This is a genomic window from Chryseobacterium sp. 7 (assembly GCF_003663845.1).
Lineage (GTDB): Bacteria > Bacteroidota > Bacteroidia > Flavobacteriales > Weeksellaceae > Chryseobacterium.
Genome location: NZ_RCCA01000001.1, coordinates 135569 through 151633, shown reverse-complemented (window position 1 = coordinate 151633; position 16065 = coordinate 135569). Strand labels below are relative to the sequence as shown.

Annotated in this window: 15 protein-coding genes; 2 read left to right on the top strand and 13 right to left on the bottom strand. The window is 32.1% G+C overall.

Translation table 11 applies throughout. The features are described 5' to 3' along the window. Window positions 1–305 precede the first annotated feature (305 nt). The 6 genes from CLU97_RS00675 to recJ form a co-directional block, all read right to left on the bottom strand. Window positions 306–1013, bottom strand: coding sequence for a hypothetical protein (locus tag CLU97_RS00675; RefSeq protein WP_121486265.1), 708 nt, complete (start codon window positions 1011–1013; stop codon window positions 306–308). Window positions 1014–1889: 876 nt separating this feature from the next. Next, complete coding sequence (locus CLU97_RS00670; protein ID WP_121486264.1) at window positions 1890–2228, bottom strand: DUF3817 domain-containing protein; 339 nt, start codon at window positions 2226–2228, stop codon at window positions 1890–1892. Between the two features lie 6 nt (window positions 2229–2234). After that, window positions 2235–3038, bottom strand: a complete 804-nt coding sequence (locus CLU97_RS00665; protein ID WP_121486263.1) for a hypothetical protein — start codon at window positions 3036–3038, stop codon at window positions 2235–2237. Between the two features lie 3 nt (window positions 3039–3041). Then, window positions 3042–3626: a nicotinate (nicotinamide) nucleotide adenylyltransferase gene (gene nadD / locus CLU97_RS00660; RefSeq protein ID WP_121486262.1), complete on the bottom strand. Its 585-nt coding sequence runs from the start codon at window positions 3624–3626 to the stop codon at window positions 3042–3044. A 33-nt stretch (window positions 3627–3659) separates the two neighbouring features. After that, a complete protein-coding gene (locus tag CLU97_RS00655; RefSeq protein WP_121486261.1) occupies window positions 3660–4016 on the bottom strand; it encodes a four helix bundle protein in 357 nt (118 codons plus the stop codon). Window positions 4017–4052: 36 nt separating this feature from the next. Beyond that, window positions 4053–5765, bottom strand: a complete 1713-nt coding sequence (recJ, locus tag CLU97_RS00650; RefSeq protein ID WP_121486260.1) for a single-stranded-DNA-specific exonuclease RecJ — start codon at window positions 5763–5765, stop codon at window positions 4053–4055. Window positions 5766–6096: 331 nt separating this feature from the next. On the opposite strand from recJ, the gene CLU97_RS00645 reads away from it, so the two are divergent. Further along, window positions 6097–6909 carry a M48 family metalloprotease gene (locus CLU97_RS00645; protein ID WP_121489613.1) on the top strand — a complete coding sequence of 271 codons (813 nt, stop codon included), beginning with the start codon at window positions 6097–6099 and terminating at the stop codon, window positions 6907–6909. A 79-nt stretch (window positions 6910–6988) separates the two neighbouring features. Here CLU97_RS00645 and CLU97_RS00640 read toward each other — a convergent pair whose 3' ends face one another. Next, window positions 6989–8611: an ABC-F family ATP-binding cassette domain-containing protein gene (locus CLU97_RS00640; protein ID WP_121486259.1), complete on the bottom strand. Its 1623-nt coding sequence runs from the start codon at window positions 8609–8611 to the stop codon at window positions 6989–6991. 313 nt (window positions 8612–8924) lie between these two features. Between CLU97_RS00640 and CLU97_RS00635 the strand changes: the two genes are divergently transcribed. Further along, window positions 8925–10154, top strand: coding sequence for a site-specific integrase (locus CLU97_RS00635; RefSeq protein ID WP_228437430.1), 1230 nt, complete (start codon window positions 8925–8927; stop codon window positions 10152–10154). A gap of 508 nt (window positions 10155–10662) precedes the next feature. Here the strand turns inward: CLU97_RS00635 and CLU97_RS00630 are convergent. From CLU97_RS00630 to CLU97_RS00605, 6 genes are all read right to left on the bottom strand, one after another. Then, complete coding sequence (locus tag CLU97_RS00630; protein ID WP_121486257.1) at window positions 10663–11076, bottom strand: hypothetical protein; 414 nt, start codon at window positions 11074–11076, stop codon at window positions 10663–10665. Window positions 11077–11216: 140 nt separating this feature from the next. After that, complete coding sequence (locus CLU97_RS00625; RefSeq protein ID WP_121486256.1) at window positions 11217–11585, bottom strand: GNAT family N-acetyltransferase; 369 nt, start codon at window positions 11583–11585, stop codon at window positions 11217–11219. A gap of 1042 nt (window positions 11586–12627) precedes the next feature. Next, on the bottom strand, window positions 12628–12768 hold the full coding sequence (locus tag CLU97_RS24320) for an integrase core domain-containing protein (protein ID WP_121486255.1): 141 nt from the start codon (window positions 12766–12768) through the stop codon (window positions 12628–12630). Between the two features lie 596 nt (window positions 12769–13364). After that, window positions 13365–13550 carry a transposase gene (locus CLU97_RS00615; RefSeq protein ID WP_121486254.1) on the bottom strand — a complete coding sequence of 62 codons (186 nt, stop codon included), beginning with the start codon at window positions 13548–13550 and terminating at the stop codon, window positions 13365–13367. 431 nt (window positions 13551–13981) lie between these two features. Then, window positions 13982–14458, bottom strand: coding sequence for a hypothetical protein (locus CLU97_RS00610; protein ID WP_228437428.1), 477 nt, complete (start codon window positions 14456–14458; stop codon window positions 13982–13984). A gap of 183 nt (window positions 14459–14641) precedes the next feature. Beyond that, window positions 14642–15058: a hypothetical protein gene (locus tag CLU97_RS00605; protein WP_121486253.1), complete on the bottom strand. Its 417-nt coding sequence runs from the start codon at window positions 15056–15058 to the stop codon at window positions 14642–14644. Window positions 15059–16065 lie beyond the last annotated feature (1007 nt).

Sequence of the window (16065 nt, the reverse complement as noted above, 5' to 3'; positions counted from 1 at the left end):
TTAATAGCTTGTATGGTTTGTTATTTTATATTGCAAAGATATGTAATTAATTTAGTATTATGCAATACAAAGTACTTAAAAATATTTTAGCCAAATTATAAAGCATTGATTATCAGTTATTAAAAATCAGTTTAAAATTTGGATTGCTTTATCTTTCTGAATAATAAGACAACAATATCTATAAATTTGTTACATGAAATAGTAAAATTTTATATTTCAAATAATTCGAAATTTCAAATGTTATGATAAAAAAGCCGGAAGAAAGAATCCTCCGGCAGAAAATATAAAAATATTTATTTTAAAAATTAATTCCAACAAAGATAAGAATAGGTTATTCTATCAAAGTTATCAATTTTGCCACGGACATCTGTAGGACCTGCAGTAGCACTTGCAGGATATGGGTTAGCATAAGCCTGAATTTTGATGGTATGACTCCCGGCGGTCAGTGCAGTAGGAGTTACATAACTATATGGAACAACAACATGCAGATTTACTGGTGACGTAACAGCAGTAACCACACTTGCTTTTTTTGTTCCATCTATATACAAATCCGTTCCTACACCTTTATTTACATCAGACCATACTGTAGGGTATAGGTCAAGCTTGCACTTTGCACTACTGGGTAAATTGATACTAAACTGATAATAGCCATCTCCAACCGTATTACTACCTACTGTTGGAGGCGTGGCATCAGAAGAGCCGCCTGCTAAAACAATATTTGAGGAGGTTCCAACTGTTGTTACAGCAGTTTTCCAATTTGGAGCTGCAGGAGTTCCAAAATTAAATTCTAAGCCTGGTGTTGTTGTATTGTAAACAACAGCTCCTGTGGGGGGAGCTACAAGAGCATCTCTCTCTGTAGTGGTCATTCTTGGAGGAATAAAAGTTCCTGTCTTACTTACTACGTCTAATGCTCCCTGTGGGCTTGTAGTGTTTATTCCAACTCCTCCGGTCTGGCTGCTATACAATGCTGAAATCAATAGCAATGTTGCGGATAATAAATTTTTTGCATTCATTTTCTTAAATTTTTCAGGTGTAAAAGTAGCATTTATAGTAATATTTAAATAGGGAGGGTGAGGGTAAGAATGATAAAAAGCTCTAAAAAGCCCTATTTTGACAATTAAGTAGTGTATATGTTGTATTTGTATAATATATATGTTGTATATATGTTGTATATGTTGTGTAATGGGGTTTACTATAAATCGTTGGCTTTGGTTTTATTTTTTGGTAAATATCATTTTATTGGACTTGTTTTGCGCGGATTATCGGTTATAATTTTGAATTTTCTTCAAAACAGCAGGCAAAAGGTTGTTTTTAGCGTAAATGTATTAAGTGTTGAGAATTTTCTGTTTATATTATAGTTTTTAATAAGTGGTATGACTTATAATTATCAATAATAAGATAATTTTGTATTTGTTATAAGAGTCTGACAAATGAAGTGAAAATAACCTGTTTCATGTATGAGGTATTTTAGAACTTAAAATTTTGGTTTTATCTGAAGAAACAATAACGATAGTTCTTATAATAAAAAATATCGCTTGAAATATGTAAAAAGCCGGAAACTTTTCTGCTTAGTTACAATAAATTAAAATTCTGTTATTTAAAATTGTTTCACCAGAGGTAAGGTCAGGTTATCATGCCAGCTTTGAAAGTATATTAGGTTTAATTTCTTATTGTATCGTTCTGGTAACTAAATAGCTATAAGTCCAATGTGTAGTTCATTGGAAAGCAATTGGGATGAATACAAATGATAACCTGGCGGGTAATAACAATAGAGTCCTGTACCGGGGCTTATAAGATTCATTGCCAGACAGTACGATCATAATAGGTGAAACTTTGATGAAGTTTATTTAAAATAATTTCATAATTCATAAAGAATTTTATGAGAATATCTATTTTCTATCAAATTTGGCTAGCTTTTTATCTACCCAAACCGTTGCAAATGGGAAAAATGCAGATAACAAGGCAAAGACAAAATCTTCATCATCCCAATTGTAAATTTTTCTTGCAGGAAGGCAAAGCAGGAGGTAAAGTGTAAAAAATAAACCGTGTAAACTCCCAATAACGCTGATGAAGATAATAGAATATAAGTTTTCATCATATCGAATCCAGATCATCGCAACACAATACAGTAAAAGACATGAAATGGCTTCAGCAAGACAAATCTGTTTAAACCATTTGATGATTTTTTCCTGAGAATATTTTGAGAATATTTTTTCGATAAAGTCCATGAATAATTATTTATAGTAGATAAAAAAAGATACTTCGCTTTTTACAGGATATCCACTGTATTTTACAGACTCAAATTTAGTGTATTTTATAAACTTTTTGATCTCTTTTTCAAAATAAGGAATATATCTTAAGTTGTGATCATTATGAATACGATGGCTGAATTGATGCTTTAAAACCTTTCCTTTTGAATCTAAAGTAAGTGTAACCACAGTATTTGAAGGGTATTTTTGAATAGAAGAATTGTAATTTTCATAATCTTCCGGATAAGTAAAATGAGAGAAAAAATCTTTATTTAACTGATCATTATCATCTGTATAGCTGAGGTAGTTTCCTTTATATTTCCATTCAGTATGTTCATCGTAATCAAAGATTTTACCCGGGTGTTTTTTTACATACAGGGCTACTGATTCTTTAACGAGCCCATTAATAAAATCTTCACCAAATTTTTTTTTAGTCAGTTCAGTCATTGCCCTATAGTAACATCCACCGGAATATCCGCCGATATCACTACCCATCCATTCTCCGCCCCAAATGATATTATGCTTTTTTAAAATCGTTTTAAGTTCTTCGCCTGGCAAAAACTTATCACCATCTGGAGCTGCAATATTTATAAAATATTTGTTTTGAATTTCCGAATCTCTGACAGCCCTCATAGAATCTTCACGGCAGAGCTTTTTATTATAGTTTCTGCTTTCAGCAAAAGCAATTTTCCTTAATTTCGTAAGAGAATCGCTTGTTGTAGCTTCCGATTCCTGAGCATATAAAAAGCTTTGCAGAAAAATAGAAAATAAGAATAAGTACTGTTTCATTATTTACTTATAAAAACTGCTACCATCCAGATATTCAAAAACTTCAGGAGGCAACATAGGTCTTACGTTTTTGCCATCTTTAATCATATTTCGGATTTCAGTGGCAGAAAGTTCTATAACCGGAGCTTTTATCAGGGAGATATTTTCGTGCTGTAAATAGTCAGAATCTTTCTTTTCTCCTTCGAATATTCTTGGGTAGACAATAATATGATGATTTTTGATCAGAATATCAGAATTTTTCCATTTGTTGAGGCTCTTCAAATTATCTTCTCCCATGATCAGGCTGAAAGAATATTCAGGATATTTTTCATGAAGATAGGTAAGAGTATCAATGGTGTAGCTCGGCATCGGAAGAGAGAACTCTACATTGGAAGCTCTCATATTTGGATAATTCTTTACGGCAAGCTGTACCATATCCAGTCGGTTATGATCTTTCAGCAAAGATTTTTTGTCTTTGAAAGGATTTTGTGGGCTCACCACAAACCAAAGTTCCTCCATATCAGAATTTTCCAGAATATAATTAGCCAGAATAAGATGCCCAATATGAATAGGATTGAATGACCCGAAAAATAAACCGATTTTTTTCATTGTTACAAGGAGTTAGGTTGCAGGAATTAGGTCTTAGGGAGTCTGGAGTTTTGTAATTACTGCGTTCAGCATTTTTGATATTTCGGATGTTTTTTCGATTAAAATTTGAAAATTTTCAGGATTCAAATAATGTAAGTTTTTTGAAATAATCAATTGGGTTTCAAGTTCAGCGCTGCTACCTCTTGCAATTTTCAAAAACTGAAGATAGTCATTAGTAGATCTTCTGGAATGACCTTCGGAAATATTAGATGGAATTGAAATTGAAGATCTGCGGATCTGGCTTATAAGCCCATACATTTCTCCTTTTGGAAAAGCTGTTGTTGCTTTATAGATTTCTGTAACGAGATCTACAGCTTTTTGCCAAACGACTAATTCCTTATAATTTCCCATATGTGTTCCCTAATTGCTAAATCCTAATCCCTATTCTCAATCTCTGAATTTCACATCCTTAATATTCAGATAATGCGTTACATTGCCTTTCCAATGATTTTCTTCCAGGGTAAAAGCAAGATCAAAATTCTTATTTTTAAAATCTTCCACAAACTGTCCCAGCTTGAATCCGACACATTCAATATTTCGTCCTGTAGATTCCTGCTTTATATAAAATTTCAGATGATTATTATCTTTTCCCATAGTTTTTACATATCCTGAAAGTTTCTGATCTGTCAAGGTAAAAATAGGTTTCATATTGTGAGGCCCGAATGGTGCAAGCTTTCTGTGAAAATTGATAAACTCTCTGTTGATTTCATCCACCGTAATTTCCGTATCGATAGTAATAGAAGGTTCCTTCTGATGCTCTTTGATTTTCTCAGAAACAATTCTCTCAAATTTTTCTTTGAAGGCAGCAAATTTCTCTTTCTCCATAGAAAGTCCCGCTGCTGCGTGATGTCCCCCGAATTTAAGGAAATATTCAGAACACAGATCAAGGGCTTCATGCACATCAAAATCAGAAACAGATCTTGCCGAGGCTACCATTTCGCCATTATTACCATCGGTAAATACAAGCGTTGGCTTATAATATGTTTCAATAAGTCTTGATGCAACAATTCCGATTACTCCTTTGTTCCATTCAGGATGGTAAACAATAGTGGTATGTTTCGTTTCCTGCTGAGATTCTATAATTTGATTCAGGGCAGAAAGGGTAGAATTCATATCCAGCTCACGTCTTTCATCGTTGAGGTTCATGATGTCATTTACAATCTGGTTCGCATGTTTCAGATTGTCGGAAACCATAAGTTCTACAGCTGCTTTACCATGAGATATTCTTCCGGCAGCATTAATTTTAGGCGCTATTTCAAAAACAATATTGGAAATTTCAAAATGAGAAAGCTTATCCTCAGGAATCAAAAGTCTTAATCCAAGATTTCTGGTCTTTCTGAGTGTTTTTAATCCCATTTTAGCCAATACCCTGTTTTCTCCGGTCATAGAAACGATATCTGCCGCAATGGAGATCGCCAGAAGGTCTGTCAGTTCAAATAATTCAGCTTCCGGTAACTTATAGATGGTATTAAGTCCCTGGCAAAGTTTAAAACCAACACCACATCCTGAAAGCTCTTTGAACGGATATCGGCAGTCATTTCTTTTAGGATCAAGAACTGCAGCCGCATTAGGAATTTCTTCACCTGGAAGGTGATGATCACAGATAATAAAATCGATATTCAGGCTGCTGGCATAGCTGATCATGTCTAAAGCCTTGATTCCACAGTCCAGAGCAATGATTAATGAAAACCCATTCTCTTTGGCAAAATCAATTCCTTCTGTAGAAATACCATATCCTTCAGAATTTCTGTCCGGAATATAATAATCAAGATATTTCTTCTCAACAATTTTGCTGAGATAAAGATACATTAAAGCAACAGCTGTGGTTCCGTCCACATCATAGTCACCATATACCAATATTTTTTCGCCATTCTCAATTGCAGTGGCAATGCGCTCTACAGCTTTTTGCATATCTGCCATTAAAAACGGATTGTGGATATCGGTAAGGTTGGGTTTGAAAAATTCCCTGGCCTTTTGGTAGTTGTCAATGCCTCTCAAAACGAGAAGTTTAGATTCAAAAGTACCAAAACCAAGTGACGAACTTAGTCTGTCCACAACTTCCTCATCGGGTTCAGGCTTGTAAATCCATTTTTGACTCATTTCACAAAAATAAGGAAAAAAGTTCTAAAAGCTGCTTTAAAAATCAGCAAATTAGATTTTAAAAATGAGCACTATAAGGCTTGGTAAAATTTATACTTGTTCATAAAAATGATAGCAGTAACTATTTTTTCATTCCTTTCAAAAAGGATCTTTACAGAGATGTTGAATGCTTTCAAACCCTATTTTTCAGGTATTTTGTTTAAAATAAGAATGATGAAATATTATTTTTCTTTTCAAGAATAAAAAAATAATATTCAAGGTAGATATAAAGGAATTTTTGACGTGATAATTGTTAAAAAAGTTTATCTTCGTGCTCCAAATTTAAATGACTATGAAAAAAATTACGCTAAGCCTTATGTTATTGGGGGCAATGTATTCGATCAATGCACAAAAAATTAACCTTGGCAAAGCTGCCGGAATGGTTTCAAACGGTGCAAAAGCCTTAACATTTACCAACGAAGATGCGATTAAACTATCCAAAGAATCAGTAGACTGGATGGATAAGAATAACGCTGTTGCTGGTCCAAAAGATCCGTATACTGTGAGACTGAATAAGCTGTTCGGCAAGCACAAATCTCAGGATGGTCTGAATTTAAATTATAAAGTTTATAAAGTAAAAGATATCAACGCTTTTGCCTGTGCAGACGGAAGTGTACGTGTTTTCTCTTCGCTGATGGATATCATGACGGACAACGAATTACTTGCCGTAATCGGACATGAGATTGGGCACGTTAAAAATCAGGATACGAAAGATGCAATGAAATCTGCTTATCTGAAAGCAGCTGCACTAGATGCGGCATCATCAGCTTCTGCTGCTGTGGCTACCCTTAATGAGAGCCAGATAGGGAAAATGGCTAATGCGTTTTTAGATGCTTCACACAGTAAAAAACAGGAGTCTGAAGCAGATACCTATTCCTACGACTTTATGAAAGTTAATAAATATGATGTAGTAGGAGCTTACACAGCATTCAAAAAATTAGGGTTGCTTTCGGAAGGAAGTACGCAGACGAACTTTGAGAAAATGTTCAATTCTCACCCGGATAGTAATAAAAGGGCAGAAGCTATTAAAAAGAAAGCAGAGAAAGACGGCTTATGGAAAGATCCGGGAACGGTTTCTTTACCTACAGCAAAACTGACAAAATAATTATTTTATTTATTGTTTAAACGAAAAACCTCAAAGCATTGCTTTGAGGTTTTTTATATGAATTTTAATGTTGTTCGGATTAAGAATACATTTTTTCTCTTAATTCTTTTACCTTTTTATCAGCAAGGTATTCGTCATAAGTCATTTCTCTGTCAATGATTCCGGTAGGAGTCAGTTCAACGATCCTGTTACAGACTGTTGAAAGCATTTCGTGGTCATGAGATGCCAGTAAAAGATTCCCTTTAAAGTTAGACAAAGAGTTGTTCAAAGTTGTGATACTTTCAAGGTCTAAGTGGTTGGTAGGTTCGTCTAATAAAAGAACATTAGCTTTCTGAAGCATCATTCTGCTGAACATACATCTCATTTTTTCACCTCCGGAAAGTACTTTACAAGATTTTAAAGCTTCATCACCTGAGAATAGCATTCTTCCTAGGAATCCTCTTACGAACTCTTCATGACGCTCTTCGTCATTCTTGGTAAACTGTCTCAACCAGTCGACCAAACTTAGATCTTCCTGGAAGAAGTTCGTGTTGTCCAATGGCATGTGAGACTGATTGGTTGTAACTCCCCAAGCAACGGTTCCTTTATCTGCTTCTACATTTCCAGCCAGAATTTCAAAGAATTCTGTAATGGCTAAAGAGTTTTTGGAAAGAATAGCTACTTTATCTCCTTTCTTAAGGTTCAGATCAATACTAGAGAACAATAATTCTCCATCTTTTGTTTTCCCAAGACCTTTTACATCTAAAATCTGATCTCCTGCCTCTCTTTCCATTTCGAAAATAATAGCAGGATATCTTCTTGAAGAAGGCTTGATATCGTCAATATTTAATTTGTCGATCATTTTCTTTCTTGCAGTAGCTTGTTTTGCCTTAGCAACGTTAGAGCTGAATCTTGCAATGAAGTCCTGAAGTTCTTTTTTCTTCTCTTCTGCTTTCTTGTTGGCCTGAGCTCTTTGTCTTGTTGCCAATTGAGAAGCCTGGTACCAGAAAGAGTAGTTACCTGTGTAAAGGTTTAGCTTAGCGTAATCCAAATCACCGATGTGAGTACAAACCGTATCAAGGAAGTGACGGTCGTGAGATACAACGATTACGGTGTTTTCGTAATCAGCAAGGAAATCTTCCAACCATGAGATGGTATCAATGTCAAGGTCGTTGGTAGGCTCATCCAGAATCAATACATCAGGATTTCCGAAAAGCGCCTGAGCCAAAAGAACCTTTACTTTGTCCTTGTTCTCAAGTTCGCTCATCATTTGCCAGTGCATATCATCTTTTATTCCAACATTTGAAAGCATCGTCTGTGCATCAGATTCAGCAGTCCATCCTCCCATTTCATCATAAATTACACCTAATTCACCGGCCTTAATTCCGTCTTCATCAGAGAAATCTTCTTTTGCGTATAACGCATCCATTTCCTCTTTTATCTCAAATAATTTCTTGTTACCTCTTAAAACTGCTTCAAGAACAGTATATTGATCATAAGCAAAGTGATCCTGCTCCAAAACTGACATTCTTTTCCCTGGTTCCAGAGATACATGCCCTGTTGTAGGATCCTGCTTTCCTGTTAATATTTTCAGGAATGTAGACTTTCCCGCACCGTTTGCTCCGATGATCCCGTAGCAGTTTCCTTTGGTAAACATAATATTTACCTCGTCAAAAAGAACCCTTTTCCCGAATTGTAAAGATAAGTTAGATACTGTTAACATATAGTTTTGTAAATTTGGCGCAAAAATACGAAATAATACCTCATTATGCAGACATTTTGCGACAAAATAAGGAAATCATCAACATATAGATGAATTTTTAGAGATTAGTCTTAGACAAAATATGACATAAAATCACCATTTGACGTCAAAGATTGCGCTCTAAATCGTACCCCTTTTTTATGCAGACAAAAGGGAGACACAAAAGCCCTTAAAAATGGCTTTATTTGGCTTAAGATAGGTTGCTATTGTCCAACATACAGACCGCTCACTTTTATAGGTTAAATATAATTTTAGAACAATAAAAATGAAGCTTATGAGGAGTACATTTAAAGTCCTTTTCTACTTAAAAAGAGACAAGCAAAAAAAAGATGGATCAGTCCCAATTTATTGCCGGATAACAATTGATGGCAAAGAATCCCGTTTTGGAATGAAAAAGCACATTGACCCAAAGCTTTGGAACGTTGAAGATGGAAAAGCAATAGGAAAAAGTGTCGACTCATCAGAAGTCAATAGTCTTCTTGAGACAACTAAGGCAAGAATATACGAAATTTATAGGGAGATTCAGGGAAAGGATAATTCAGTTTCTGCAGAAAAGGTTAAGAATATTTTTCTTGGGATCGACAGTAACCAATACACTCTTTTAAAAGCCTTTGATGACCACATAGAAGAACAATTGGAGCTTGTTGGTAAAAAAATAGTTAAAGCAACTTATCGCCGATATTGCTATCTTAGGAAAAGATTGTCGGAATTTCTGTCCGAAAAACTGCATATTTCTGATATATCTCTTCGTGAAATTAATTATCGGTTTATCCGGGCCTTCGAAATTTATCTATTGACAGTTCGTAAAAATAAGCAAAGTACCATAGCACAGTATTTAATTCTCCTAAAAGGAATACTGGAGATAGCATGTAAAAACGAAAGAATTTCTAGAAACCCATTTGCTAGTTATGCAATTGAAGATGAGCAATCTAAACGCGGCTACCTTACTCAAAATGAAATCGAAGTTCTAATGAATTGGAAATTAAGTAAAAAACTAGAAGAGACAAGAGATGTTTTCATTTTTTGCTGTTTTACGGGTTTATCTTACATCGATGTCTTTCAATTATCTAAAGAGAAAATTAATTTATCTACTGTCGGACAAGAGTGGATTAATGGAAAACGTGAGAAAACTGATGTAGATTATTTTATACCAATGATGGAAATACCAAAGAAAATACTAGAAAAATATCAACATCAATTATTTAAAAATGGAAGAGTGCTTCCTGTGAAGACTAACCTGACAATCAATCGTCATTTAAAAGAAATTTCAGGAATTTGTTGCTTAGAAAAGCATTTGACATTTCACATATCTCGTCATACTTTTGCAACCTTAGCTTTATCGAAAGGTGTTTCATTGGAAAGTGTAAGTAAGATGCTGGGACATAAAGAGATACGGACTACTCAGATTTATGCGAAAATAACAACAGAAAAAATCAGTAGAGATATGGAAATTTTCGCTGAACATATAAAGGAAACTGAAAGTAAATTTTTAGTGAATTTTTAGTGAATATTTTAATAAAAGAGGAAACGGTTTTAAAACCTATTTCCTCTTTTATTGAAAGTCTATTCTATGAAGACTTAATAAAGTACATATTTAATTATCAATCTTTTAATTTGTAAGCTTATAAAAAATAATTTTGCTCTTATAAACAAACGAAAGCTAATTTACCTCTCAAAAACGATGGAAGCTATATTATTTAGATGGAAAAATCTTCTCTACCTCATACTTAAAAAAAGGAAAAGGATTATGGTGCGTTGAATTAGTAATCTCTTTCAGATCTTTAAAAAACCTACTCTGCAACCATGTGAAGATTAGTTATTTTGAAGAAGCCAACCTAAAATCAATTTATAAAAAAACTAGATATTTTAGCAGTTATGTGATAAAAAGGTAGTAAAAAATTAAGATAGATTTAACTATATTATTTTTTACTTAATTCAAATTTTTTATTTGAATTTTCAAAACTTATAAAAGAACTTTAGCAGATCAAAAGATTGTTCTATTCCTTATACTCCTATTCTTTTGAAGCAATAAAAGTATCGTAACCAAAGCCATTACTTATGTAAATTACATGGTAAGGAGTATTGATTGTTGGCTCTACAATAGTTATAGTAAAATCTGATGTATCACTTTTTACTATAATATCTCCATCATTCTCTCCGCGTTCAAAATTATTTGAAGTAAAATTATATTTATCAGTCTTTAAATGTAAAGTATTTCCAATAATGTCTAAAAAGAAATCTCCCTCAACTGGTTCTCCCATAGATGTCCATTCCATTTTCCACTTACCCTGAATCGGAGCTTGTTTTGATAAAACATTTTTACGACTTAGGGTAGAATCAGATGTTAAAGTGTTAGACATTTCATCTTCTCTTGAACATGAAGATAAAGCAATAAGTGCAACTGCACATAACAAGTGTTGTTTCATAAAAAAAAATTTATGTAAAGAAAAGAATACTTGATATTAATAAAAATTTAAAATGATAAACCTAACAATAAAGATGTCAAGTTGAAGTTATGGGTTAATAAAACGGCTTGGGATAGTTTATTTACTTAAAAATATCTAACCTAATACAGTTTATAAACCAGCACAATATTTTTTTCTAATATATTCAATTCATTAAAGCCGAAATTCAAAACTTTCAAAGCTTCGCACATAATTCCCTGTCTGTGGTATTCCGGTAATAATTCATAACCCACTTCTGTAGTTTTACAGTCTTGAGAAAAATTCCAGAGACAAATTGTTCCGATAAGATTGAGTTGGTCTTTTAAAGAAATTCCTAGATAAACGGTTTGATTATTAGTTTTTACTATAATGTCTCCATCATTCTCTCCGCGTTCAAAATTATTTGAAGTAAAATTATATTTGTCAGTCTTCAAATGTAAAGTATTTCCAATACTGTTTAAAAAGAAATCTCCCTCAACTACTTCTCCCATAGATGTTCATTCCATTTTCCACTTACCCTGAATCGGAGCTTGTATTGATAAAATACTTTTAAGTTTTAGGATATAATCAGATTACTTGTGTAAACTCCCGTAAATAATACGACTAGAATTTAGACAAAAAGTTTGAATTTAACAGTATATATTATGAAAAAGAAACAATTTATAAGTTAAAATAAACTCCAAAACATAAGATCGTATTAAAAACTATCATAAGTTCCACATATAACGAAAATGATTAACTTTATATCAAATTACAAAAATATAGTGTAGATTATAAATTACTTTATCAAAATGTCAATAAATTAAGATTACTTATCTTAATTTACTCACAATTATAAGATTATTATGTTTTTAATAATACAAATTCATAAGTCAATTTTACAAATTAAAGTAACCAGGGTAGCCATGACAAAACTTGTAGGGATACCAAATTTAATATGAAAAGATTATTTTGCATGGAACCCTGGAAACTCATGTGTAAATTTTAGATACGACATCAGATTGTATACTGATTTTTCCATTTAAAGAAATTAATTTTCGCTTAAAATGAATCCAAATTTGTGTTATTAACTATCCATTTTTTGCTAATGATATACAACATTAATTCGAATCTATTACCTTTATTGAATATAGATAACTTTTTTAAAGATTATTAATATTGTTATAATTTTTTTATAATACATCAGTATAATATTTTCTAAATTAATGAGTTTTATTATATCCCAAATATGTTCATCATATTTACTTAAAATATATTCTATAAAAACCGAAGTCATTTCGCGTAAATATTTACCATGCAAAGAAGATGATATAATTACATATATCGCAATTAAAATGACCATGATGTCGAATAAAATGACAAATTTCATTTGTCAAGAAATTCTAAAATAAATTCTTTATATTTATTATTTTATAGTAATTATTTGAGAAAATTTCGGAGATAATTTTATGTAATACTGTTGTGTAGGCTTCTCTTTTTAATGTGATTTAAAATTATACAATTTTACATATTGTACGAAAATTTTATTTTCATTTAGTTTAAAACAGCAATTTTCTGTTTTTCTATTTCTCTGTATTTCACAGGCGACAATCCTGCTAATGATTGAAATATATATGAATTAAGCACACTCTCCCGATAAGTCCTGTTAAATCTTTCTATATATCCATTTTGCATTGGTTTTTCCAGGCTTTATATATTGAAAGGTAATACTATTGGTCTTACTCCAATGGGGCATCAATCCTACAATAAGCTCTAGACCATTATATTTACAAATACTTTGAGGCTTTCCATATCTGCTTATCAGATCATTAAGCACCCAAACAACTCGGCTGTTTTATAGGCTGTAATCAACTTCAATAAAGAGTACTTCTCTGTTATAGTCATCAATTATATTGAAACTTCTGAATTTACGACCATTCTCCAAGACATTACTAGTAAAGTTATATTCCAAGATTGAGTAAATTTTGATTGCATTACTAGTGGCTTCTTTTCTCTCTTTTAATATTTTCTTCTCATTGCGAGTCCTATACTTTTATAGATCCTATAAAGTTTTTATGATTTATATTTCTAAGTCTAGCATAGCTTCCAAAACCTCTCACGTGGGTGTTTTTCGGCGAATGTCCTCAAAGCTGTAATGAGAAAATTGTCGTCTTTTATAGATTTATAATGAAGTATACAACGGCTCATTTTAATAATACGACATGCCTTGTTCACAGATTGAGGATATTCTATACGAAGCTGCTCAACCATATTCCTCTTGTGGCAAGGCTTTAGAGCTTTTTTTCTATAATATACTTGACTACAGCCAATTCCATGACTAAATTAGCATACATCCGCTTTAAGGATGTGTTTTCTGCTTCCAGTTCCTTTGCTTTCTTCATTTCACTAGCTTCCATTCCTCCGTACTTTTTACGCAAGTTATACAGTATTGCTCTGCAAATACCATAGTTACGCACATATGGCTATGAAGCAAATAATATATAAGGCAAGCTAATCTCATCATTCTGACAGGGGCGTAGTATTGCAGTTTGAATTATCAGAAAATATTGGAAAATAAAAACATTAGAACTTCAATGACCGAGAGTTACGATCCGTATATCAACAAAATTGCAGAGGGGATAAATGGTATAATTAAATAAGAGTCTATACTAGAAGACTATTAAGTTAATATACTAACAATGAAGTTAATGGTAGAAGGTTGCATTGCAATTTATAATACCAAAAAACCATGTTGATCATGTTATATGAAAACACCTGAACCAAGGCACCAACAGAATAGTGTAAAAAAAAGAACCTATAAAAACAAATATAGTTGTAGAGGTAACCCTACAACTATATTATAAATATTAGTATATTTTTCAATCTGTAACTACTATTCTATCTAGGACTATTCATTCGATACTTTTAAATATACTTTTTGAGGTTCGCTTCCTAGCGTTACATTGGGAAACTTTTTGTCGTAATCAATCAATATATCTCCTGTATCATTGGCTTCTCCATTTCCGTCAGAATCCCAACTTGTTGTTATGTAATATCTTACAGGTCCTGTAGGTTTTGGATTGATCTTGCTAGCAGCATCTTTAGGCACTGGAAGATCAATGGTAAACGGTACAGACTTCTGCTCATATTCTTTTTCTGTAATTAAGGTTGCCGGAATATGTTGAAGTGTTCCGTCTACTCCATATAATTTCACTTTCAATTTTGGATTTTTAATTGTAAAGTTTTCTGACCCAGAAAATTCAAGTTTGATATTTTCAAAAGAATCTTCAACTGCTGAAACTACCGGAGTTTCATTTTCTGAGTAGGTACAACTCGAAAGCATCATTGTGCCTGCTGTAGCGAATAATAATAGATAATTTCTCATTTTATTTTATGTATTATATAAATTAATTTTTTATTTACTTGTATTTATAGTTTATTTGACGAGACATTATAAGTTACCACCATTTCTTTTATAGGAGTAGGATACATGTCTATGCTATTTTTTCTATTGTTTTAAAACGTAGGAGAAAGCTTTATTACTAAAACATAGTTTTTCGATCTAAACCTATTTCTTTTCAGCAAAAAAAGTATCAGGTAGTGAATTTCCCCTAGTTATATAAACTAAATAATAAGGAGTATGTAGTGTAGGTTCTGCAATAAAAATTTTAAATTCCTCATTATTATTTTTCACAATTATAGCCCCATCATCAATACTCTGAAAATCACTCGAAGAAAAATCATATTTATCAGTCTTTAAATATAAATTATCAGAATTAATTTTTAAAAAAGAATTTTCATTAATAGGGTTACCCATAGACGTAAAATAGAATTTCCACTCACCTGTTATAGAAGACATTTTTGCTAATGTATTTCTTTGTTTTGAGATAGAGGCATAGCTTAATTTCTCGACATATTTTTCGTCATCCGTGGAACATGAATATAAGACAAATAGTCCCAAAACGTATAATAAATACTGTTTCATAAATCTACTTTTTTAAATTTTTACAAAGAAATACTATAACCTATTATGATGTGCAATTTTACTGTCAAAAGTGAAATAAAAAATGTTAAGTTACGCTCATCTGTAGTTAAAGTCCCTTTGCAATATTAAATAAACATTTTCTGGAGTGTTTAGCTACTTTTTTATAAGATACATTTATCATAATTCCTCTATTGATCAATTTCTCGTAGATTAATTAGCAATGTAAAGATACTTAGAACGATATAAAGTAGTAATATCTTTATAATACCTGCATTTAGCATATATTAATTTTTATTTTGTTAAACTTCTTTTTGAATAGTAAGAAATTAAGATATTGTACCATGGTAAAAGAAGTGATTTTGGAGGTAATTTTGGTTACCAATCCTTCAAAAGTTTTTGCTAGATTGATATGCAGTAAAAATTGTCCGCTCAGTTAAGATATAGTTGTTTCGATGCTTTTTCTAACTCTAGATTTTATTTTTGAAAACGGCACAAATTCATGTTGATTTTTTTCTCACCGAAACAGAGGGTTTAATGTTTGAATAATTCAACCCTTAATTTTTCGCTGATGTACCCTCTATCACCTATTAGTAAACAATTTTTGATAATTTCTTTCACATCCTTCAAATAATTTATGAAAAATGGAAAGAGTGAAAAACACCGTTTTTGTCAAAGACAGTATGTAATTTATCGTTTTTTTGTGCTGCACAATATCCAAATTCAGGACGGATATTTGCTGTAGAACAAATTCCGCTACGATTCGCTTTACGTATTTTACATATTTCCAACCGTGTTGAGTCAATAATAAAAACATCTGTAAAATCGGAAAACTTTGCACTCAAAACTCTACGTATTTCTTCTAAATAAGAAAAAATTTTTCGTTTTCTTCTATTATAAACGCTTCTTTCTATTTTTTCTTTGAGTTCTGTTTTTAAAATGTATCTAAATAATTATAATTCAGAGTTTATTGATCTGTATTCTGTTTTAATATTTAAAGCTATAAGTTC